Origin of the sequence: Kitasatospora sp. NPDC059812 (assembly GCF_042732075.1) — a bacterium.
Lineage (GTDB): Bacteria > Actinomycetota > Actinomycetes > Streptomycetales > Streptomycetaceae > Kitasatospora.
On the sequence record NZ_JBHWIO010000010.1, the window covers coordinates 100240 to 125044 of the forward strand.

Consider the following 24805-nt stretch of genomic DNA (forward strand, 5'->3'; position numbering starts at 1 on the left):
GTAACCAGCGTGTTCCGGACTCCCGCGACCCGCGGGAGTCCGAAGCCGTCGTCGGACCGGACGGCCGGCTGAACGGGCAGAGCAGACCGAAGGGCAGGAGACACAACCATGTCGCACGAGGCGGCTTCCCCGGACGCACGGCTCATCACTGGCACCGACCCGGCGTCGGCGGAGGCGGCAGGGTGGCACGCGGGACCGCCGGCGCCCGCCGCCGGCACCCTGCCCGAGCTGCTGCGCCGGCAGGTCGAGCGGGCCCCGAGGGCGCCCGCCCTGGTGTCCGGGGCCGGCACCCTCTCGTACGCCGAGCTGGACAGCCGGACCAACCGGCTGGCACACCTGCTGATCGACCGGGGCGTCGGCCCCGGCAGCATCGTGGCGCTCGGCATGGCCCGCGGCGCGGATCTCGTGCTGGCGGCCATCGCCACCACCAAGGCCGGTGCCGCCTACCTGCCGGTCGATCCGGCCTACCCGGCCGAGCGGGTCGCCTACGTCCTCGCCGACGCCTCGCCGCGGCTGCTGCTCACCAACGGCGCCGGTTCGGTCCGGGCCGCCGACGGCCCGCCGGCCGTGCTGGACCTCGCCGACCCGGCCGTCGCCGAGGCGCTGGCGGGCTGCCCGGACACCGACCCGGCCGCGGCCGGGAAGGTCGGGCCGGGACACCCACTGGACGCCGCGTACGTCATCTACACCTCCGGGTCCACCGGGCGCCCCAAGGGCGTGGCCGTGCCCCACCACGGCCTCGCCGCCCTCACCGCCCAGCACGTCGCCCAGCTGGCGGCCGGCCCCGGTTCCCGGGTGCTGCAGTTCGCCAGCCCCAGTTTCGACGCCTCGGTGTTCGAACTCTCCATGGCGCTGCTCACCGGCGGCACGCTGGTCCTGGCCGACGCCGCGCGGCTGGTACCCGGTCCGGCCTTCGGCGACCTGCTGGCCGAACTGCGGATCACCCACGTCACCCTGCCGCCGGCGGTGCTCGCCACCCTGCCGGACGGGGCGGTCCCGGCCGGCGTCACCGTCGTCACGGCCGGCGAGGCCTGCTCCGCCGCGGTCGCGGCCCGCTGGGCGCCCGGCCGGCTGATGGTCAACGGGTACGGGCCGACCGAGTCCACCGTCTGCGCCACCATGAGCGACCCGATCCCCGGGGACGGCACCGCCCCCGACATCGGACGCCCGGTGACCGGCACCCGGGTGCACGTTCTCGACGAGCGGCTGCGGCCGGTCGCCCCCGGCGCCGTCGGCGAGCTGTACGTGGCCGGGGACGGGCTGGCGCTCGGCTACCTGGGCCGCCCCGGTCTGACCGCCGAGCGCTTCGTCGCCGACCCGTACGGACCGGCCGGCGGCCGCCTCTACCGCACCGGCGACCTCGCCGAGTGGACCGCGGACGGCGTGCTGCGCTACCGCGGCCGGACCGACGACCAGGTCAAGATCCGGGGCTTCCGGGTCGAGCTGGGCGAGGTCGAGGCCGCCGTGCTGACCCACCCGGCCGTCGCTGAGGCCGCCGCCGGAGCACCCGAGGACGAGCGCGGCCACCGCCGACTGGTCGTCCACGTTCGCGCGGAGGCGGGCCTGGCCGCGCCCACCCGGGCCGAGCTCGCCGCACACCTGCGCCGCACCCTGCCCGAGCACCTGCTGCCCTCCGCGGTGGTCCCGGTCGGGCACTTCCCGCTCAACCCCTCCGGAAAGGTGGACCGCGCCAAGCTGCCCGCGCCGGACCGGACCGGCCGCGGGGTCGCCCACGTGCCGGCGGACGGCCCGGTCGAGGAGGCCGTGGTCCGGATCTGGGAGGAGGCCCTCGGCACCACCGGTGTCGGGACCACCGACGACTTCTTCGACCTCGGCGGCGACTCGCTGCTGGGCGCCCGCGTCCTGGCCCGGCTGAAGGCGGAGTTCGGCACCGCGCCGAGTCTGCGCGAGCTGTTCGCCGCGCCGACCGCGGGCGCGGTCGCCGCCCTGGTCGGACCGGCCGGGCACACCCCCGCCCCGGTCCGGGCCGTCGCGCGCGACGGCGCGCCGGGTGGTCACGGCGGCACCGTGCCGATGTCCTTCGCCCAGGAGAGCCTCTGGTTCCTCCACGATGCCGCCCCGGCCCTGGCCGGGTACGGCGCCGCGGTCGGCATCGAGCTGACCGGCGAACTGGACGACGAGGCGCTACGCGCCGCCTTGGGCGCGGTGCTCGCCCGGCACGAGGTGCTCCGCACCACCTTCCGGGCCGGCGAGCACGGCGGCGTGCAGGTGGTGCACGAGCCCGGCGAGCCCGCGCTCGACGTGGTCGACCTCACCGCGCTGTCGGCCGGGAAGGCGGCGGACGAGCACGAGCGACTGCTCGCCGAGGCGACGGCCCGTCCGTTCGACCTGGTGGCCGGGCCGCTGCTGCGCACCCTGCTGATCCATCTGCCCGGGCAGCGGCACGTGCTGGTGCTGGACCAGCACCACATCGTCACCGACGGCTGGTCCACCCGCGCCCTGCTCCGGGAGCTCTTCGAGCTCTACGGCCGGGCCGTGCGCGGGCCGCTCGGCCCGGTGGCGTCGGCGCCCGACCAGTTCGCCCGCCACGCCGCCGACCAGCGCGACCGGGCCCGGGCCGGCGCCTGGGACGCCGACATCGCGTACTGGCGCGAGCGGCTCGCCGACCTGCCGCCGCTCGACCTGCCCGCTGACCGGCCGCGCTCGGCGGCCCGCACCGGCGCCGGCGCCCTGCACCGGTTCCGCGTCCCGGCCGAGCTGGCCGCCGGGCTGCGCGCCCTGTCCCGGGCCCGTCGGGCCACCGTCTTCATGACGCTGACCGCCGCCGTGCACGTCCTGCTGGCCCGGCACAGCGGCCAGCGCGACTTCGCCCTCGGCATCGCCACCGCCGGTCGCCGCGACGGCGTGGACGACGACACCCAGGGCTTCTTCGCCAACCTGGTGCCGCTGCGCACCGCGCTCGACCCCGCCCGGCCGTTCGGCGAACTCGTCGACGCCGTACGGGAGTCCACCCTGGTTGCGGTCGAGCACGGCGAGGTGCCGTTCGACCGGCTGGTCGAGGCGCTGCGTCCGGTCCGCGAACCGGGCCGGATGCCGCTGGTGCAGACCGCCGTCACCTACCAGGAGTCGCTGCTGCGCCCCGGGGCGGCGGCCGCCGGGCTCCACCTGGCCGAGGCCGAACTCCCGCGCTCCTCCTCGCGGTTCGACCTGCTCTTCGAGTTCTGGAACCACGGCGACACGCTCGGCGCGGGCATCGAGTACAGCACCGACCTGTTCACCGCCGCCACGGTCGCCCGGCTGGCGGACCACCTGCTCGGCCTGCTCCGGTCGGCCGTCGCCGGCGCCGACACGCCCGCCGGGGAGCTCGCCCTGGTCGGCGCGCAGGACGCCGGGGCCCGGCGGGCCCGGGCCGACTGGCACGACACCGGGACCACCTACCCGCGCGGGGCCCGGGTCCACGAGCTGTTCGAGCACGTCGCCCGGCTCCGCCCGGAGGCCGTCGCCCTGGTGCACGAGGAGACCGTCGTCCGCTACGGCGAGCTCAACACCCAGGCCAACCGGCTGGCCCGCCGACTGGCGGCCGCCGGGGTCGGGCGCGGCACGCTCGTCCCGGTCTGCGCCCGGCGCTCGCCCGGGATGGTCGTCGGGCTGCTGGCGGTGCTCAAGGCCGGCGGCGCCTACGCGCTGCTCGACACCGGCCTGCCGGTCGAGCGGCTGCGGCTGATGATCGAGGACCTGGCCGCGCCGGTCGCGCTCGTCGGGGCCGACGCCGAGGCGACCGTCCGGGCGGCCTGGCCCGCCGCGGGCGACCCGGTCCTGCTGTCGCTCACCGACCCGGCCACCGACGCCGAGGACGGCTTTGACCCGGCCGTCCCGGGCAGCGCCGAGGACCCGGCGACGGTGATGTTCACCTCCGGCTCCACCGGTCGGCCCAAGGGCGTGCTGGCGGCCCACCGCGCCACCGTGCGCACCTTCGTCGGCACCGACTACGCCCGGTTCGGGCCGGACGAGGTGGTCCTGCAGACGGCGCCGATCTCCTGGGACGCGTTCTCCCTGGAGCTGTTCGGCGCGCTGCTGCACGGCGCCCGCTGCGTCCTCCAGCCGGCCCCCACGCCCGAGCCGGAGGCGATCGCCGAGCTCGTCGAGCGGCACGGCGTCACCACCCTGTGGCTGTCCTCCAGCCTGTTCAACGTGATGGTCGAGGAGTACCCGGGCATCTTCGGGACGCTCCGCCAGGTGCTGACCGGCGGTGAGGCGGTCTCGGTCGAGCACGTCGGCCGGGTGCTGCGCCGCCACCCCGGGCTGCGCCTGGTCAACGGCTACGGACCGGTGGAGTCCATGGTGTTCGCCACCACCCACCGGATCACCGGGCGGGACCTGGAGCGGGCCTCGGTGCCGATCGGCCGCCCGCTGGCCAACACCCGGGTCCACCTGCTGGACCAGGACGGCCGGCCGGTGGCGGACGGCGTGCCCGGCGAGCTGTACTTGGCCGGCGACGGCCTGGCGATCGGCTATCTGGGCCGGCCCGAGCTGACCGCCGAGCGGTTCGGCCCCGCGGTCTTCGACCCGGCCGAGCGGCTCTACCGCACCGGCGACCTGGCCCGGATGCTGCCCGAGGGCGTGCTGGAGTTCCTCGGCCGGGCCGACGACCAGGTCAAGGTGCGCGGCTTCCGGATCGAGCCCGGCGAGATCGTCGCTGCCCTGCTGCGGCTGCCGGAGCTGGCCGACGCCGCCGTCCTGGCCCTGCCGGACGGCGCGGGCTCCAAGCGCCTGGTCGGCTACCTGGTGCCCCGGGACGCCGAGCAGGGCGCGGACACCGCCGGGGTGCGCGCCGCACTGGCGGAGCACCTGCCCTCGTACATGGTGCCGTCCGCCTTCGTCACGCTGCCGGCGCTGCCGCTGAACGCCGCGGGGAAGCTCGACCGGGCTGCCCTGCCGCTGCCCGAGGCCGACGCCGGGCGGGCCTACCTGGCGCCGCGCGACGAGAAGGAGCGGCTGCTCGCGCAGACCTGGGCCCGGCTGCTCGGCGTGGAACGGGTCGGTGTCGAGGACAACTTCTTCGAGCTGGGCGGGGACTCCATCCTCACCATGCGGGTCGCCGCCCGGGCCCGCGCCGAGGGGCTCTCCCTGCGCTCCGGCGACGTGATGCGGCATCAGAGCGTCGCCGCGCTGGCCGCCGTGGCGGTCTGGGCCCGGGACGAGGCGCCCGCCGCCGAACAGGGCCCGGTCGAGGGCGAGCTGCCGCTCACCCCGATCCAGCGCTGGTTCCACGGCACCGACCCGGCCCGGCCCGGGCACTTCGACCAGACCGTCCGGGTCGAACTGGCCCCCGGAGTCGACCAGTCGGCCCTGGAGCGGGCGCTGCGCGCCCTGTTCGCGCAGCACGACGCGCTGCGGCTGCGCTTCACCGGGACCGTCGGCCACCACGCGCCCGGCCAGGTCGGCCCCCTGCTGCACGTCGTCGACCTGGCCGGCCTGCCGGTCGACGAGCAGGACCGCCGGATCGACGACGTGGCCGAGCGGGCCGAGGAGTTCGACCTCGCCGAGGGCCCGCTGTTCGGCGCCACCCTGCTGCGCGGCGGCACCGAGCGGCCGGACGTGCTGGTGCTGGCGGCCCACCACCTGGTGGTCGACGGCGTCTCCTGGCGCATCCTGCTGGAGGACCTCGCCGACGCCTACCGGCAGGCCGCGGTCGGCCGGGAGGTGCGGCTCGGCGCCAAGACCACCTCGTTCCGGGCCTGGGCGCTCGACTTCGAAGCCCGCACCGCCGCCGGCGAGTTCGAGCCCGAGCGGGCCTACTGGGACGGCGTGCCGGACCGGGCGACGCCCCGGCTGCCGCGCGACCGGGCAGGTGCCAACACCGCGGCTTCGACCCGCACGCTGACCGTCCGGCTGACCGCCGCCGAGACGGACGCGGTGCTCCGGGAGCTCCCGGCCCGCTACCGGGGCGGCCCGGACGACGTCCTGCTGAGCGCGCTCGGCACCGCGCTGGCCGCCTGGACCGGCCTGCCGAAGGTGCTGGTGGACCTGGAGGGCCACGGCCGGGCCGAGCGGGACGGCACCGACCTGTCCCGCACCGTCGGCTGGTTCACCGCCGTGTACCCCGTCGCCCTCGACCTGCCCGACCCGGCCGCCGGCTGGCCGGCCGTCCTCAAGTCCGTGAAGCAGCGGCTGCGGGACGTCCCCGGCGGCGGCCTCGGCCACGGCGCGCTGCGCGACGCGGCCGCCCACCGCACCGAGCGCGACCGCGCGCCCGAGGTGAGCTTCAACTACCTCGGCCGCTTCGAGGAACTGCCCGAGGGCGGCCCGTTCGAGGCGGGCACCCGGCCGCGGATGTGGCTGCGGCAGTCCCCGGAGTCGGTCCGTCCCCACCTGCTCGACGTCATCGCCGTCCTCGGCGACGGCGGCGCCCTGGAACTGCTCTGGCAGTACTCCGACCAGGTGCACGAGGAGGCCACCGTACGGCGCCTCGCCGAGGCCACCGCCGATGCGCTGCGCGCGCTGGCCGCGCACGCGGGCGAACCCGGAGCCGGCGGCCGGACCCCCTCGGACTTCCCGCTGCTGCGGCTGGACCAGGCCGCGGTGGACCGGCTGGCCGGTGACGGCCGAGCGGTGGCGGACCTCTATCCGCTCACCGCGATGCAGGCCGGCATGCTCTTCCACTCGTTGGAGGCCGCCGCCGAGACCGGCGGTCAGGACGCCTACTTCGCCCAGTTCGCCTTCGTGCTGGACGGCGTGGACCGCGTCGACCTGCTGGAACGCGCCTGGCGCAGCACCGTCGACCGAACCCCGGTGCTGCGCACCACGGTCGCCGACGCCGGGGCCGGCGGGTTCGTCCAGCGGGTGCTGCGGACCGTCCCCACCCCGCTGACCGTGCTGGACTGGAGCGGACTGGACGAGGCCGGGCGGGCCGAGGCGTTGGAGCGGCTCTTCGCCGCCGACCGCGCGCTCGGCGTGGACCTGGCCGGCGGCCCGCTCACCCGGCTCACCGCGGCCCGGCTGGACAGCGGCTCGCTCCACCTGCTGTGGACCTTCCACCACGCGCTGCTGGACGGCTGGAGCCTCTACCAGGTGCTCTCCGACCTGTTCGCCGAGTACGCGGCGCTGCGCGCCGGCCGGCCGTCCGCCGCCGTCGAGCGGCCGCCGTTCCGCGACTACGTGGCCTGGCAGCTCGCCCGGGACACCGACGAGGCGCAGCGGTACTTCACCGAGCGGCTGGCGAGCCTGACCACCGCCACCCCGCTGCCCTTCGACCGCAGGCCGACCGGCGAGCACCGGGTCAGGTCCTCCGCGCGGCTGCGGGTGGAACTGCCGGCCGAGCTGTCCGCCCGGGTCTACCGGGCCGCGCGGGACCGGCAGGTCACCGTGAACACGGTGGTCCAGGGCGCCTGGGCGCTGCTGCTGTGCCGGCTGTCCGGGCAGGGCGACGTCTGCTTTGGCGCGACCGTCTCCGGCCGCCCCAACGACCTCGACGGCGCGCCGGACATGGTCGGGCTGTTCATCGGCACCCTGCCGGTCCGCGCCCTCGCGGACCCGCAGGCCGAGCTCGGGCCCTGGCTGCGCGAGCTCCAGCAGGAGCAGGTGCGGGCCCGCGTGCACGAGCACCTGCCGCTCACCGCGATCCAGGCCCGCAGCGGGATCGCCGCCCCGGCCAGGCTCTTCGACAGCGTGCTGGTCTTCGAGAACTACCCGGTGGACGACGCCGCGCTCACCGTCGGCGGCCTCGCCCTGCGCGACGTGAGCGCCGACGCCGAGACCACCAACTATCCGGTGACGGTGGGCGTCTACCCGACCGAGCGGCTGACCTTCTCGTTCGCCTACGACCCCGCCCTGTTCGACGAGCGGACGGTGCGGACCTTCGCCGACCGGCTCGGTCTGCTGCTGGGCGGCATGGCCGAGCCGGAGCGGGACGCGCCGACCCGGCTGGTGGACCTGCCCTGGCTGACCGAGGACGAACTGCGGCGGCACCTGACCGGCCACGACGACACCGCGGTCGCCGTGGACCGCACCACCGTGCCCGAGCGGATCGCCGCCCAGGCCCGGCGCACTCCCGCGGCGCTCGCGCTGACCGGCCCCGACGGCCGCCTCGACTACGCCGACCTGGCCGCGCGCTCCGACGCGCTGGCCGCCCGTCTGCGCGCCGCCGGGGTCGGCACCGAGGACGTGGTGGCCGTCGCCATGCGGCCCTCCGCGCTGCTGGTGGTGACCCTGCTCGCGGTGTGGAAGGCCGGCGCCGGGTACGTGCCGCTGGACCTCCAGCACCCGGCCCGGCGGCTCGGCGCCCTGCTCGCCGAGTGCGGTCCGGTGCGGCTGCTGGCGGACGCCGAGGGCGCAGCGGCCCTGGACGGCGAGGCGCCGGCCGGCTGCCCGGTCGACCTGGTGGACCTGGCGGGCCTGGCCGGCCCGTACGACCACACCGGGGTCGTCCGACCCGCCCCGGCGGACACCGCGTACGTGCTCTACACCTCCGGTTCGACCGGCACCCCCAAGGGCGTGGTCGTCGAGCACGCCTCGCTGGCGCACTACCTGGCCCACGCCGCCGACGCGTACCCGGGCCTGCGCACCTCGGCGCTGCTGCACTCCTCGATCGCCTTCGACCTCACCGTCACCGCGCTGTGGACCCCGCTCACCCTGGGCGGCACGGTCGTGGTGTCCCCGCTGGAGCCGGACGCGCTCGCCGAACTGGCCGCCGCCGGTACCGCGGTGGGTTTCGTCAAGGCGACGCCCAGCCACCTCCCGCTGCTGGAGCGCCTGCCCGACGTGGCGGCCGGCTCGGCCGACCTGGTGGTCGGCGGCGAGCAGTTGCCCGGCGAGACCCTCGCCGGCTGGCGGGCCCGGCACCCCGGCAGCGCGGTGATCAACGAGTACGGGCCGACCGAGGCGACCGTGGGCTGCATCGTGTACCGGGCCGAGCCCGGGCAGCCGCTCGCCCCGGGCGCCGTCCCGATCGGCCGGCCGATCCGCAACACCCAGGCCTACCTGCTCGACGGCACGCTGCGCCCGGTGCCCGACGGCGTCACCGGCGAGCTGTACCTCGGCGGCGACGGCCTGGCCCGCGGTTACCGGGGCCGTCCGGCGCTGACCGCCGAGCGGTTCGTCGCCGCCCCGTTCGGTGCGCCCGGCGGACGGCTCTACCGCACCGGCGACCTGGCCCGGCGCCGCGCCGACGGCGTGATCGAGTACCTGGGCAGGGTCGACGACCAGGTGAAGGTGCGTGGCTTCCGGATCGAACTCGGTGAGGTGGAGAGTGCGTTGACCCGCCACCCGGGCGTCGCCGCGGCCGCTGCCACGGTCGCCGACGGGGTGCTCGGCGGGCACGTGGTGACCACCGGCGGCCCGGACGCGCCGGACGCGGCCGAGCTGCGCCGCTTCCTGGCCGGGCTGTTGCCCGAGCACATGGTCCCGGCGGGCTTCGCCTTCGTCCCGGCGCTGCCCCTCACCCCCAACGGCAAGGTCGACCGGGCGGCGCTCGGCCGACCCGCGGAACGGTCCACCGAGCCCGCCGAGCCCGCAGCACCGGAGCCGCAGGAGCCGCTGACGCCCACCGAGCAGGCCCTGGCGGGCATCTGGTCGGACGTCCTGGGGGTGGCGCAGGTCGGCCCGCACGACGACTTCATCGGCCTGGGCGGGGACTCCATCCGGAGCCTGGGCGTGATGGCAAGCGTCCGCAGGGCGTTCGGGATCTCCCTGTCGCCGCGGGAGGTCATGACCGCCCGGACCGTCTCCGAGCTGGCGGCGCTCATCGAGGACAAGGTCCTGGCGGACATCCTGGCCGCCGAGGGACTGGCGGACACCGGCACGAGCAGCGAGGCATGAGGAGCATGAGCATGAACGGTCCCACGTCCCGGCCCGACCGACTGTCGGCGCTGCCGCCCGAGCTGCGCGAGAAGCTGCTGCGGCGGCTGGCCGGCCAGGGAGCGGCCCCGGACGCGCCCGGAGCGCCCGCCGCCGCGGCGGACGCCGCGATCGGCGCCGGCCCGCGCCCGGAGGAGGTCCCGCTCTCCTCCGGCCAGCAGCGGCTCTGGTTCCTCAGCAGCCTCGCCCCCGAGGGCAGCGAGTACACCAGCGCCTTCGGCCTGCGGCTGACCGGTCCGCTCGACCGGGACGCGCTGGCCCGGGCGGTGGACCTGGTGGTGGAGCGGCACGAGGTGTTGCGCACCAGCTACCGGGTCGAGGGCGACCGGGTGCGCCAGGTCGTCCACCCGGCGGCGTCCGGGGTGCTGCGCCTCGCCGAGCCCGCCGCCGATGCCGGGGAGCCTGATGCCGGGGAGCCCGGTGTTGCGGCCGTCGTACGGGCCGAGCTCGCGACGCCCTTCGACCTCGCGCGGGGTCCGCTGCTGCGTGCCCTGCTGCTGAGGTCCGCGCCGGAGCGGCACGTGCTGCTGATCACCGCCCACCACAGCGTCATCGACGGCTGGTCCTCGGGTGTGCTCTTCGACGAACTCGGCTCGGCGTACGCGGAGTTCGCCGCCGGTCGCACGCCGCGCCCGGAGCCGGTCGCGGTCCAGTACGCGGACTACGCGCTCTGGCAACGCGAGTGGCTGACCGGGCCCGGGGTGAAGGCCGGGCTCGACTACTGGGAGAGCAGGCTGCGCGGCGCCGAGCCGCTCGGCCTGCCCACCGACCGCCCCCGTCCGCCGGTCCGCGGCACGGCCGGCGCCGTGCTGCGGCTGGCTGTGCCCGCCGCGTCGACCGCTCGGCTCAAGGACCTCGCCCGGCGTGAGGGCACCACGCTGTTCCCGGTGCTGCTGGCCGGCTACCAGCTGCTGCTCGCCCGGCTCTCCGGGCAGCCGGACGTCACCGTCGGCACCGTCACCACCGGCCGCGGCCGGCCCGAACTGGAGCGTGCCGTCGGCTTCTACGCCAACACCGTCGCGCTGCGCACCGCGGTGGACGAGGAGGAGCCGTTCGCGGCGCTGCTCGCCCGGGTGCGGGACGGCGTGCTGGACGGCTTCGAGCACGACCAGGTGCCGTTCGAGCGGCTGGTCGAACGGCTGGAGCCGGTCCGGGACCCGAGCCGCACCCCGGTGTTCCAGACCATGATGGTGCTGCAGAACGCGTTCGGAGCCCCGCTCGCTCTGCCCGGGGTGGCCGTCGAGCAGCTGGAGCTGCCGCGCTGGGAGGCCACCGTCGACCTCGGGCTGGAGTTCGAGGAGCGCGACGGCGAGCTGGACTTCGGCCTGTCGTACAGCACCGCGCTGTTCGACGAGCGGACCGTCCGGGCGCTCGGCGAGCGGCTGGTCGCCCTGTTCGAGGCGGTCGGCGAGCAGCCGGACACCCCGCTGCGCGCGCTGCCGCTGGTCTCCGCCGAGGAGGCGGCCGAGCTGCGCCGCGACTGGGATGCGGCGGCCGCCACCGCCGACGACGGCCCCGCCACCCTGGTCCAGGCCTTCGAGCGGCAGGCCGCCGCCACCCCCGGCGCGCCCGCCCTGGTGTTCCGGGACGAGCGGCTCGGCTTCGGCGAACTCAACGGCCGGGCCAACCGGTTGGCGCGCCACCTGCGGGCCCTGGGGATCGGCGCGGAGAGCCTGGTGGCACTGGTGCTGCCGCGCTCGACCGACTTCGTGGTCGCGCTCTGGGCGGTGCTCAAGGCCGGCGCGGTGTACGTGCCGATGAACTCCGAGGAGCCCGCCGAGCGGATCGCCGACCTGCTGCGCGGTATCCGGCCCGCGCTGGTGCTCGGCACCGGGGAGCTGGCCGGCGCGGTGCCCGCCGAACTGCCCCGGCTGCTGCTGGACGAGCCCGCCGTGGTCGCCGCCGTCGCCGCCCGGGACGGGCACGACGAACCCGTGGCCGCCCCGGCCCCCGGGGACGCCGCGTACGTCATCCACACCTCGGGCTCCACCGGCCGGCCCAAGGGCGTGGTGGTCGAACACCGCTCGCTGGCCAACCTGTTCGCCCGCCAGCGGGACGAGCTGTTCCGGCCCGCGGCGGCCCTGCTCGGCCGCCCGCTGCGGGTCGCGCTGACCACGGTGCCGACCTTCGACGCGTCCTGGAACCCGCTGATGGCGGTGGCCGACGGCCACACCCTGCACCTGGTGGACAGCGAGACCCGGCTGAACGCCGACGACCTGGTGGCCTACGCGCGGCGCGAGCAGGTGGACCTGTTCCAGCTCACGCCGTCCTTCGCCCGCCCGGTGCTCGACGCCGGCCTGCTCGCCCCCGCCGCGCCGCACCGGCCCGCAGTGCTGGTGCTCGGCGGCGAGGCGGTCGGCGAGGAGCTGTGGCGCGAGCTGGCCGCGACCCCGGGGCTGACCGCCCACAACTTCTACGGGCCGGCCGAGTGCACCGTCGACACCCTCGCCGCCCGGGTGGACACCGCCCGTGCGCCGGAGCTCGGCCTGCCGGTGCGCGGCACCCGGGCCTATGTGCTGGACGCGCACCTGCGCCCCGTCCCGGCCGGCGTGCGCGGCGAGCTCTACCTGGCCGGTCCGCCGGTCGGGCGCGGCTACCTGCACCGGGCCGCACTGACCGCCGAGCGCTTCGTCGCCGACCCGTTCGGCCCCGCGGGCACCCGGATGTACCGCACCGGCGACCTGGTCCGCCGCACGCCGGACGGGCGGCTGGAGTTCGCCGGCCGCGGCGACGACCAGGTCAAGATCAACGGCGTCCGGGTGGAGCCGGGCGAGATCGAGGCGGCGCTGCGCTCCCACCCCGCGGTGGACGACTGCGCGGTGGTGCCCCGGGCCGGCCGGGCCGGCGTCCAGCGGCTGGTGGCCTTCGTGGTGCCGAGCGCCGCGGTGCCGGGCGCGGCCGCGCTCCGCGCCCACCTGCACGGCCTGCTGCCGGACTACCTCGTCCCCGCCGCCTTCGCCTTCCTGACGGCGCTGCCGCGCACCGCCGGCGGCAAGACCGACCGCCGGGCCCTGCCGGAGAGCGCCGTCGAGCCGGAGCCGGCCACCGGCTACGTGCCGCCGCGCACCGAGGTCGAACGGGCTCTGGCCGGGATCTGGGCCGAGCTGCTCGGTGCCGACCTGGTCGGCACCGAGGACAACTTCTTCTCCCTCGGCGGCGACTCCATCCTCAGCATCCAGGCCGTCTCCCGGGCCCGGGCCGCCGGGTTCCTGCTCCAGTCCAGGGACATCCTGGTCAAGCAGACCATCGCCCGGATCGCCCCCGGCGTCACCACCGTGGCCGACACCGCCCAGCAGTACGAGCACCAGGGGCCGGCACCGCTGGCCCCGATGCAGCACCGGCTGCTGGCCGGTGCGGTCGACATCCCCCGGTTCACCATGTCGCTGCTGCTGGAGCTGGTTCCCGGCACCGACCCGGCCGCACTGGCGCGGGCGCTGGAGGGCCTGGTCGCCCACCACCCGGCGCTGCGCACCCGGTTGCGCCGCGCGGACGGCGGCTGGCTGCAGGAGGCCGCGGCGCACCAGGACGGCCCGCTGCTGAGCCGCCGGGACACCGCCGGCCTGGGCGGGCCGGAGCGCGCGGCGGCGCTGCGCGAGGAGGCGGAGTCGGCCCGCCGCGCCCTCGACCCGGAGCGCGGCCCGGTGCTGCGCGCCGTGCTGTTCGACGAGGGTGCCGGGGCGGGCCCCCGGCTGCTGCTGACGGCGCACCACCTGGTGGTCGACGGCGTCTCCTGGCGCATCCTGCTGGACGACCTCGCGACCGGCTACGAGCAGGCCCGGGCCGGCCGACCGGTCGACCTCGGCACCCCGACCACCCCGTTCGCGGCCTGGTCCGCCAGGCTCGCCGAGTACGTCCGCGACGGTGGCCTGGACGACGAACTCCCGTACTGGCGGCGGATCGCCGAGGAGTCCTTCGAGCTGCCCGCCGACGGTGCGGGGCCCAACACGGCGGCCTCGCTGGAGCGCGCGGACTTCGCCCTCACCGCCGAGGAGACCGAGGCGCTGCTGCGCGACGTCCCGCCGGTCTACCGGACCAGGGTGGACGACGTGCTGCTCACCGCCCTGGCCGGCGCGCTCGCCGAGTGGACCGGCCGCGAGCGGGTGCTGGTCGGCCTGGAGGGGCACGGGCGTGAGGACGTCCTGCCCGGTGCCGACCTCTCCCGCACGGTCGGCTGGTTCACCGCCGTCCACCCGGTCGCGCTGACGGTGGCGGCCGGCGACGGGGTCGCCGCGCGACTGAAGTCGGTGAAGGAGCAACTGCGTGCCGTCCCCGCCAAGGGTTTCGGCCACGGTGCGCTGGCCGCCCACCGGGCGGGCTTCACCCCGGCTGCCGCGCCGGCCGTGACCTTCAACTACCACGGGCAGCTGGACGGCGCGTTCGCCGCCCGCTCCCTCTACCGCGCCCACCTGGGCGACGGCGGGCCGCAGTGGGACGGCGACCACGAGCGGAGCGCGCAGATCGAGGTGGTCGGCGCCGTCTCCGACGGGGTGCTCACGCTGTCCTGGTTCACCTCCCGGGCGCTGCACCGGCCGCAGACCGTCCGGCGGCTCGGCGAGTCGCTGCTGGCGCACCTGCGGGCCGTCATCGCGCACTGCGCCGAGCCCGGCGCCGGCGGCCGCACGCCGTCCGACCACCCGTTGGCCCGGCTCGACCAGGCGGCCCTCGACCGGCTGGTCGGCGACGGCCGGGGCGTGGACGACGTCCTGTCGCTCACCCCGTTGCAGGGCGGCATGCTCTTCCACACCCTGACCGACCCGGACGGCGGCGCCTACGTCGACCAGCTGGCCCTGCGGCTGGAGGGAGTGGTCGCCGCCGAGGCGCTGGCCGCGGCCTGGCGCGAGGTGTTCCGGCGCACCGACGTGCTGCGCGCCACCGTCCGCTGGGAGGGCGTGCCCGAGCCGGTCCAGCTGATCCGCTCGGACCTGGAACTGCCGGTCGAGCTGCTCGACTGGCGTGGGGACCCCGACCCCGGCCGGCGGCTGGACGAGCTGGTCCGGGCCGAGCGCGAGCGTGGCATCGATCTGACCGCCGGGCCGCTGATGCGGATCGTCCTGGCCCGGGTCGACGACCGGACCGTCCACCAGCTGTGGACGTTCAGCCACCTGCTGCTGGACGGCTGGAGCACCGCCCAGCTGTTCGAGGAGGTGCTGGAGCACTACGTCGCCGCCGTCGAGGGGCGGGCCGCCCTCCCGGTCAGCCGGCCGCCGTTCCGCGAGTACCTGGAGTGGCTGGCCGGGCAGGACCGCGAGGCCGCCCTGGCGCACTGGCGGCAGGTGCTGGCCGGCTTCGCCGAGCCCACCGCGCTGCCGGTGGACCGCCAGCCCGCCGCCGACCACCGCGCCCGGGCCGCCGGCTCGCACAAGCTCGCCCTGGATCCGGCGGTCACCGGGGTGCTGGCCGACTGGTGCCGGGAGAACCGGATCACCCTCAACACCCTGATGCAGGGCGCCTGGGCGATCCTGCTGTCGCGGCACGCCGGCGAGCCGGACGTGGTTTTCGGTGCCGTCGTCTCCGGGCGCACCCCCGAGGTGCCGGGGATCGAGAGCGGCATCGGCATGTTCGTCAACACCGTCCCGGTCCGGGCCCGGGTGGCCGGACCGGAGGCGGACGGTGACCTCGGGGCCTGGCTGCGCGCCCTGCAGGCGGCGCAGGCGGAGAGCACCGCGCACGACTACCTGGCCCTCTCCGACGTCCGGCGCTGCGCCGAACTGGCCTCCGGGGAGCGGCTGTTCGACAGCGTGGTGGTCTTCGAAAACTACCCGGTCGCCGAGGGCGCCACCGGCCGCGACGGGGTGGGCGTCCAGGTGCTGCGCTCCTCGGACAGCAGCACCGTGCCGCTCACCGTCAGCAGTCACGCCGACACCGCGCTGCGGATCGAACTCACCTACGATCCCGAGCTGTTCGACGCCGCCACCGTGGAGCGGATCGGCGGCCGGCTGCGCACCCTGCTGGAGGGCGTGGCCGCGGACCCGCACCGCGGGCCGACCGCGCTGCCCTGGCTCACGGAGGGGGAGCGGTACACCCTGCTCGCCGAGTGGAACGACACCGCGCGCCCGCGCCGCACCGAGGCGCTGGTCCAGGAGCTGTTCGACGCCCAGGTCGTCGCCCGCCCGGACGAGGTGGCCGTCCTGGAGGCGGACGGCGGCGCTCCGCTGACCTTCCGGGAGCTGGACCGCCGGGCCAACCGGCTCGCCCATCGCTTGGTCGCCGCCGGCGCCCGGCCGGGCGAGCGGGTGGCTCTGCACCTGGAGCGCTCCACCGACATGGTGCTCGCCGTGCTCGCCGTGCTGAAGTCCGGTGCCGCCTACGTGCCGCTGGATCCGGCGTACCCGCGCGAGCGGCTGGAGTTCATGCTGGAGGACGCCGAGCCGGCGGTGGTGCTGAGCCACGCCGCGATCGCCGACCGGCTGCCCGGCCACGGCGGTGCCCTGGTCACCGTCGAGTCCGTCGCCGACACCGGCCCGGACACTCCGCCGGAGGTCGCCGCCGGGCCGGACGACCCGGCGTACGTGGTGTACACCTCCGGCTCCACCGGCCGGCCCAAGGGCGTGGTGGTGACCCACCGGAACCTGCTCCACATCGCCGGCGCCTGGGACGAGCTGTACGACCTGACGGAACGCAGGTTGCGCTTCGTCTCCATCACCAGCCTCTCGGTGGACCTCTTCCTGGCCGACCTGCTCCGCTCGGTCTTCTTCGGCGGCTCGATGCTCGTCGTGCCGACCGACCTGGTCACCGACCCTGCCCGGCTGCTCGCGCTGGTCGAGCGGGTCGGCGGTACCGCGATCGAACTGGTCCCCTCACTTGCCAGGGCACTGGTCGAGGAGGTCGGGGGGCGCGGCGAGCGGCTGCCGGCCTTCCAGGTGATGTCGGTCGGCTCGGAGGGCTGGCGCGTCGACGACTGCCGCGAGCTGCTGGAGCACGCCCACCCGGACACCATGGTGGTCAACGCCTACGGGGCGACCGAGGCCACCGTTGACTCCACGGTGTTCGTACCCACCCCCGAGCGGCTGGCCCGCCTCGCCGCCTACGTGCCGGTCGGCAGCCCGATCGGCAACACCCGGGTGTACGTCCTCGACGAGCGGGGCGAGCCGGTGCCGGTCGGCGTGCCCGGCCACATCCACATCGGCGGGGACGGCGTGAGTGCCGGCTACTGGCGGCGTCCCGAGCTGACCGCCGAGCACTTCCTGTCCGACCCGTTCACCCCGGGCGGCCGGCTGTACCGGCCGGGCGACCTGGGCCGCTGGACGGCCGACGGCGTCCTGGAGTTCCTCGGCCGGGCCGACCACCAGGTCAAGATCCGCGGCTTCCGGATCGAGCTCGCCGAGGTCGAGGCGGCGCTCACCGCGCTGGACGACGTGGCCGAGGCGGTCGTGGTGGCCCGCCGAGACCGCGGCCGGGACCGGCTGGTGGCGTACGTGGTGCCCGCCGTGCCCGGCGCCGGGATCGACCCGGCCGGGCTGCGGGCCCGACTGGCCGTCGGCCTCACCGAGGCGATGGTGCCCTCGGCCTTCGTCGGACTGGACCGCGTCCCCCTGCTGCCCAACGGCAAGACCGACCGCCGGGCGCTGCCCGAGCCGCCCGAGGACCTCGCCCTCGGCGGCGAGTACCTGGCCCCCGAGGGCGCGTCGGAAATCCTGCTGGCCGGGATCTGGGCGGAGGTGCTGGGCGTCGAGCGGATCGGGGCCGAGGACAACTTCTTCGAGCTGGGCGGCGATTCGCTGCTGAGCATCCGGGTGGTGTCCCGGCTGCGGCAGCACGTGGCCTCCGGGATCTCCCCGCGCGCCCTGTTCAGCGCGCCGACCGTCCGGTCGCTGGCCGCGCTGCTCGCCGCCGAGCGGGAGGCGCCCGCCGACGCGCTGGCGCCGGTCGGCCGGGAAAGTGCCCCGCCGCTCTCCTTCGGCCAGCAACGGCTCTGGTTCCTCGGGCAGTTCGGCGGGACCGGTGCCGAGTACAACTCGCCGCTGGGCCTGCGGGTGCACGGCCCGTTGGACGCCGACGCACTGGAACTGGCGCTGGCCGACCTGGTGGACCGGCACGAGTCGTTGCGCACGCTCTTCGGCCAGGTCGACGGCGAGGGGCGGCAGTTGATCGCCCCGGCCGGGCGGCCCTTCGCGCTGGCCCGCACCGACCTGGCCGGCCACCCCGCGCACGAGCGCGAGGACCGGCTGCGGGAGGCCATCGGCGCCGACGGCGCCACCCCCTTCGACCTGCGCACCGGTCCACTGTTCCGGGCCCACCTGGTCCGGCTGGCCGAGGACGAGCACGTGCTGACCCTGGTCCTGCACCACATCGTCACCGATGGCCGCTCGGCCGGCGTGCTGGTCCGCGACCTCGCCGAGCTGTACCGCGTCCGGCGGCACGGCGGTACCGCCGACCTGCCGGAACTCCCCATCCAGTACGCCGACTTCGCGGCCTGGCAGCGTGCCCGTTGGGAGCGCGCGGGGAGCGGCCGGCTCGACTGGTGGCGGGAGCGGCTGGCCGGCCTGGAGCCGCTGGAGCTGCCCACCGACCGGCCCCGGCCGCCGGTGCGCGGCCGCGAGGGCGCGCAGCTGGAGTTCGCCGTGGACGCGGAGACCGCCAAGCGGCTCAAGCGGATCGCCCAGGACCGCGGCGCGACGCTGTTCACCGTGCTGGTCGCGGCGACCCAGCTGCTGCTCGCGCACTGGTCGGGCCAGGACGACATCGCGGTGGGCACCGTCTCGGCCGGTCGCGACCGGCCCGAACTGGAGCAGGTGGTCGGCTTCTTCGTGGACACCCTGGTGCTGCGTTCCGAGGTGGACTGGGAGGAGGGCTTCGACGGCTTCCTCGGCCGGGTGCGGGAGTCCGTCAACGGCGCCTTCGCCCACGCCGACGTGCCCTTCGACCGGCTGGTCGAGGCGCTGCGGCCGGAGCGCGACCCGAGCCGCACCCCGCTGTTCCAGGCCATGGTGGTCCTGCAGGACGCCCCGGGCGGCCCGGTGCGCCTCGACGGCGCCCGCACCGAGGAGTTCGGCCTGCCCACCGGCGGCGCCGCGTTCGACCTCACCTTCCAGTTCCAGGAGACCGACCGCGGCCTGGACGCCGCCCTGCAGTACAGCGTCGGCCTGTTCGACCGGAGCACCGCCCGCCGGATGGCCGACGCCCTGGTCCTGCTGCTCGGCGGCATTTCCGAGCGCCCGGGCGACCCGCTGCGCGAACTCCCCTACGTCCCGGCCGAGGAGCTCGTGCTGGAGCCCCGGCGCTGGCACCGGGATCCGGACGGGGAAGCCGGCGTGCTCGCCCACGAGCTGGTGGGCCGGCGGGCCGAGGAGCGCCCGCACGCGGTGGCCGTGGTCGCCGACGACGGCACCGAGGTTTCGTACGGCGAACTAGACGCCCGGGCCGGGGGCCTGGCCCGCCGCCTGGTCGCCGGGGGCGTCACCCCGGACACCCTGGTCGGCGTGTTCGCCGACCGCGGGGTGGAGATGGTGGTGGCGGCGCTCGCGGTGCTCAAGGCCGGCGGCGGCTACGTGCCGTTGGACCCGCAGTACCCGGCCGACCGGATCGGCGCGATGATCAGCGGCACCGCGGTCCCGCTGCTGCTCACCCAGGCGCACCTGGCAGAGCGGCTCCCCGAGGGGCCGTTCACCGTCCTGCGGATGGACGGGTCGGACGGGTCGGACGGGTCGGACGGGTCGGACGGGTCGGACGGCGAGGTGGCCCCGGCCGGCCCCGCGCTGCCCGGCGAGCCGGGCTCCCCGTACCGGGTGGAGGCCGACCACGTCGCCTACGTGGTGCACACCTCCGGTTCCACCGGCCGCCCCAAGGCCGTGGTGATCAGCCACGGCGCGATCGCCCGGACCGCCCGGGTGCTGCGCGAGGCCTGGGACATCACCGCCGACAGCCGGGTGCTGCAGTACGCGCCGGCCAGCTTCGACGGCGGGGTGTGCGACCTGTTCTGCACCCTCACCGCAGGCGGCGCGCTCTGCCTCACCAGCCCGCGCCCCGCGCCCGACCCGGCCGGGGAGATCATCCGGACCGGTGCCACCGTGGCGGTGCTGCCCCCGGCGCTGCTCGCGGTGATGGACGCCGAGCGGCTGCGCGGCCGGCTGCCCACCGTCGCCGCCGCCGGCGACGTCTGCCCGCCCGACCTGGTGCGCACCTGGTCACAGGGCCGGGAGTTCTTCAACGTGTACGGGCCGAGCGAGGCCACGCTGGTCTCCACCCTGTGGAGTCCGGGCGAGCTGCCCGCGGGCGCCCCCGTGCCGGTCGGCACCGAGCTCAACGGCGTCGGCCTGCACATCCTCGACCGCCACCTGCGGCCGGTGCCGGACGGCGTGCCCGGCGAGCTCTACATCGACGGCCCCGGGCTCGGCCGCGGCTACGCCGGACAGCCCGGCCTGACCGCCGGGCGGTTCGTCGCCAACCCGTTCGGCGGGCCCGGGAGCCGGATGTACCGCACCGGCGACCTGGTCCGCCGGGTGGCCGGCGGCGAGCTGGAGTTCGTCAGCCGCACCGACACGCAGTTCAAGGTTCGTGGCCACCGGGTCGAGCCCTCCGAGATCGAGGCCGTGCTGCTGCGCGAGCCCGGCGTCGGGGACGCCGCCGTGGTGGTCTTCAAGCCGGAGGGCGGCCGCGAGCTGCTGGCCGCGTACGTGGCCCCGGGCGCCCGGTCGGGTGCCTCCGAGCTCTCGCCCGCGGTGCTCAGGGACGCGGTGGCCCGCGCCCTGCCCGGCTACATGGTGCCGGCCGCCGTCCAGGTGCTCGACCAGCTCCCGGTCGGCACCAACGGGAAGGTGGACCGGCGCAGGCTCCCGGCGCCGACCGGACCGGACACCGCCGTGGCGGCCCGGGTGGCGCCGCGCGACCGGAAGGAGGAACTGCTCGCCCGGATCTGGGCACAGACGCTCGGCATCGAGCGGGTCGGCGTCGAAGACAGCTTCTTCGACCTCGGCGGCGACTCCATCCTCAGCATCCAGGTGGTCGCCCGGGCCCGCCGGGCCGGGCTGCGGCTGGACGCCCAGGACGTCTTCCTGCACCAGACCGTGGCCGGACTCGCCGCCGTCGCCACCGAGATCGGCGACGGCGCGGCCGAGGGCCGGCCGCCGGCCGTCGGGCCCGTCCCGCTGACCCCGGTGCAGCGCTGGTTCTTCGACACCCACGACCACCCGCACCACTTCAACCAGTCGGTGCTGCTGGAGCTCGGCGCGCCGGCCGACCGCGCGGCGCTCACCGCCGCGCTGGAGAGCCTGGTCGAGCACCACGACGCGCTGCGGATGCGTTACACCCGCACCGTCGACGGCTGGGCCCAGGAGAACCCGCCCTACCGGGCCGGCGAGCCGCTGCTGCGGGTGGTGGACACCTCCGCCACCCCCGACGGCGAACTGGGCGCGCTGCTGGACCGGGAGGCCCGCGCCACCCAGGCCGGATTCGACCTGGACCGCGGCCCGCTGCTCGCCGCCGTCCTCTTCGAGTCCGGTGGACGCCGCCGCGACCGACTGTTCCTGACGGCCCACCACCTGGTGGTCGACACCGTGTCCTGGAACATCCTGCTGGACGACCTGGACGCGGCCCACACCCAGGCGGCGGCCGGGCGGCCGGTCGACCTCGGCCCGCGGAGCACCACCTTCCAGGAGTGGTCCGCCCGCCTGGTCGAGCACGTGCGCTCCGGCGCGCTGGACCACGAGCTCGACCACTGGAACGGGGTCGGCGCCGCCCGGCCGGTGCCCCGCGACCTCGACGGCGTCGCCACCGTGGGCGGCGGCCGGGAGGTGCGGGTGCGGCTCGGCGCCGAAGACTCGGCCCAGCTGGCCGAGCACGCGCCGACCGTCTACCGCACCAGGGTCGAGGAGATCGCGCTCGCCGCGCTCGCCCGGGTGCTGGCCCGCTGGACCGGCGAGGACGAGGTCACCGTCGACCTGGAGGGCCACGGCCGCGAGCGGCTGCTCGACGACGTCGACCTGTCCCGGACGGTCGGCTGGTTCACCGCGGTGCACCCCGTCCGCCTCACCGTCCCCGAGGGCGACGACTGGCGGGCCCTCACCCGCATCGTGCGGCGGCAGCTGCGTGCTGTCCCCGGCAAGGGCCTGGGCCACGGCCCGCTGCGCCACCTGCACCCGGACACCGTGCTCACCGGGCCGGACCCGGACGTGGTGTTCAACTTCCTCGGCCGGCACCGCAGCGACGGCGGGCCCGGCAGCGGGCTCGTGCACACCGTGCACGGCGCGATCGGCCAGGACCTCGGCCCGGACGACCGGATGGAGCACGTGTTGGAGATCGTCGGCGGGATCCACGACGGACGGTTGGAGTTCACCTGGTACTACTCCCCGGCGGTCCACCACCACGGGACGGTGGAGCGGCTGGCCGCGGAGTTCGCCGACGTGCTGCGCGCGATCGCCGGCGAGTGCCGGGAGGTGCGGGGATGAGTGAGCTCGCACCCGCCGCCGACCGCCCGGTGGCCGTCACGGAACCGGAGCTCCCGCTCCGCCGCAACCGGGTCTACCACCTGCTGTGGATCGGCACCACGGCCTCCGAGACCGGTCTCAACGTCTCCACCATCGCCTTCCCGCTGCTCGCCCTCGCCACGACCGGCTCCCCCGGGGTGGCCGGCGCGGTGAGCGCGGTCAACGCGGTGGCCCAGGTGGCCGTCGGGCTGCCGGCCGGCGCGCTGGTGGACCGCTGGGACCGCAAGAAGATCATGGTGGTCTGCGTGCTGGTCCGGGCGGTGATGCTCGGCCTGCTCGCGCTCGCCGCCGCCACCGGGCACGTCACCACCTGGCTGCTGCTGCTCACCGCGGCCGTCGCCGGGGCGGCCACCAGCCTGTTCGACCCGGCCGAGCGGGCCTCGCTGCCACTGGTGGTGACCCGCGAGCAACTGCCCACGGCGCTCTCGGTGAACACCGCGCGGATGCACCTCGGGCAGCTGGTCGGCACCTCGGGCGGCGGGTTCCTGTTCGGCCTGGGGCGGGCCGTTCCGTTCCTCGCCGACGCCGTCGCCCACCTGGTGGCCTTCGTGACGCTGCTGTTCGTCCGGCTGCCGAAGCAGGAGCGCAAGCCCTCCCCGATCTCGACCATCCCGCGTGACATCGTGGCCGGCTTCGCCTTCCTGGTGCGCCAGCCGTTCATGCGCTCGACCACCCTGCTGCTGCTCGGCCTCAACCTGCTGTTCCAGGCGCTCTACCTGGTCGTCATCGTGGCCGCCGAGCAGAACGGGGCCTCGCCGGGGAAGGTCGGCACGATGGCCGCGATGTTCGGTGTCGGCGGCCTGATCGGCGCGCTCGCGGCGCCGCGGATCTCCCGCTCGATCACGCCCTACCAGGCCGTGGTCGGGATCATCTGGCTGCTCGCGGTGCTTGTTCCGCTGATGTCCGTCACCAGCGGCGCGCTGGTCTGGGGCGGCTTCCTGGCCGCCATGGCCTTCCTCGCGCCGACCGCGTACACCGTCGTCGGTACGCAGCAGATCCTGCTCACCCCGGACGGCATGCGCGGCCGGCTGAGTTCGGCGACCAACCTGTTCAACGGCGGCGCGCAGGCCGGCGGCGCGGCCCTGGGAGGGCTGCTCTCGCAGTGGCTGAGCGGCACCCAGGCGATGCTCGGCTGCGCCGTCGGCCTGGCGATGCTCGGGCTGGCCGGCGCGGCGGCGGGTTCGCTGCGGCTGCCGTCCTCCGATCAGGTGAGGACGTCGGTCAACCCGGAGAGGACTGATCGCCCGGACGGGTGAGAGCGCCCCGAGCGTGCCCGGCCGGGGCGCCTGCCCCGTCGCCGATGCCGCGGGCGGCCGGGATGCCGTCCAGCGGCAGGACGACGGCGACCTGCCAGCCGCCGTTCGCGCAGGCCCCGGCGGTCAGCTCGCCGCCCAGCCCCGCGACCCGCCGACGCAGCTCCCGGATGCCGGTGCCGCCGCCCTCGCGCTCGGCCGCCGCCGCGGCGTCCGCCCGGGCGCCGGCCGGAACCGGCTCGTTGTGGATCAGGACCCGCAGGGCGCCGCCGTCGGCCACCCGCTCGGCGGTGACCGTCACCCTGGGCGAGGCGGGGGCGTGTCGGCGGACGTTGGTGAGCGCCTCCATCACCACCCGGTAGCCGACGGCGTCGACCAGCTCCGGCAGGCCGTCCACGGCGCCGGGGGAGAGTTCGAGCCGGGCCGGGATCAGCCCGGTGTGCTCGAACCGGTTCATCAGGTCCGGCAGTTCGTCCAGCGAGTGGGGCCGGGCCGCCGTGTTTTCCTCGGGATCGTCCGCCGCCGTCCCGTCCCCGTCCCGGCCCGGCCGGCGGTCCTCTTCCAGCTCGCTGAGGATCCGGATCGTCCGGTCCATCGACTTCAGCGCCTGGATGCCGGCGTTCTCGATCTGCGGGAGCAGCGCCAGCGCCTTCTCCGGCGACACCTTGGCCAGCATCTGGGCCGCCTGCGCCAGCACCATCACCCCGGTCACGTCGTGCGCGGCGAAGTCGTGCAGATCCCGGGCGACGTGCAGCCGTTGGGCGCGCCGCTCCTCCGTGACCGCCAGCCTGCGCCGGCTGTCCAGTGAGCGCAGGTAGCAGGACGCCCCCACCGCGGCCACCGCGGCCAGGCCCCAGACCACGCAGAGCCCGATGGTCTCGCGCGGCCCGGCCGGCGGGTCGAGGGTCAGCGCGATCCGCAGCGGCAGCAGGGTCGCGGTCACCAGCAGGAGCAGCCCCAGCAGGGCGGCGACCGCCGGAGCGGACCCGCGCACCGCGGGCATGACGGTGACCAGCAGAGCGACCGACTCGACCAGGATCCAGAGCCCCGAGGTGTTGTCGGCGGGGCCCTCGTAGCGGAACGTCGCGTACAGCGAGATCGCGCAGGCCGCCGGGACGGTCACCAGGTTCCGGGTCCGTGGTTGCCCCGGCAGCCACACGATCAGGACCGCGGCGGCCAGCACCGCCACCGTCGTCGAGCCCCGGATCAGTACCGAAACCGGTGAACCCGCCCACACCGCAACCGAGATGGCGACCGCCGCGAGTAACGCCGTGCCAACTGGGCGTCCGATCCTGGCCAGTTGATTTGTCATGT

The 24805-nt window shown here is 76.1% G+C and carries 4 protein-coding genes; 3 read left to right on the forward strand and 1 reads right to left on the reverse strand.

Annotated features, from left to right (window positions below; genetic code table 11):
• Nucleotides 1–108: 108 nt before the first annotated feature.
• The 3 genes from ACFV6D_RS08160 to ACFV6D_RS08170 are packed head-to-tail and all read left to right on the forward strand — an operon-like array spanning nucleotide 109 to nucleotide 23494.
• Entirely contained in the window at nucleotides 109–9777 is a 9669-nt protein-coding gene (locus ACFV6D_RS08160; protein WP_380558913.1) for an amino acid adenylation domain-containing protein, read from the forward strand.
• Nucleotides 9778–9788: 11 nt separating this feature from the next.
• Nucleotides 9789–22199, forward strand: a complete 12411-nt coding sequence (locus tag ACFV6D_RS08165) for an amino acid adenylation domain-containing protein (protein WP_380558915.1) — start codon at nucleotides 9789–9791, stop codon at nucleotides 22197–22199.
• A complete protein-coding gene (locus ACFV6D_RS08170; RefSeq protein WP_380558917.1) occupies nucleotides 22196–23494 on the forward strand; it encodes an MFS transporter in 1299 nt (432 codons plus the stop codon). Before ACFV6D_RS08165 ends, ACFV6D_RS08170 begins: the two co-directional genes overlap by 4 nt.
• Here the strand turns inward: ACFV6D_RS08170 and ACFV6D_RS08175 are convergent.
• Nucleotides 23460–24803 carry a sensor histidine kinase gene (locus tag ACFV6D_RS08175; protein WP_380558919.1) on the reverse strand — a complete coding sequence of 448 codons (1344 nt, stop codon included), beginning with the start codon at nucleotides 24801–24803 and terminating at the stop codon, nucleotides 23460–23462. The genes ACFV6D_RS08170 and ACFV6D_RS08175 overlap by 35 nt on opposite strands.
• Nucleotides 24804–24805 lie beyond the last annotated feature (2 nt).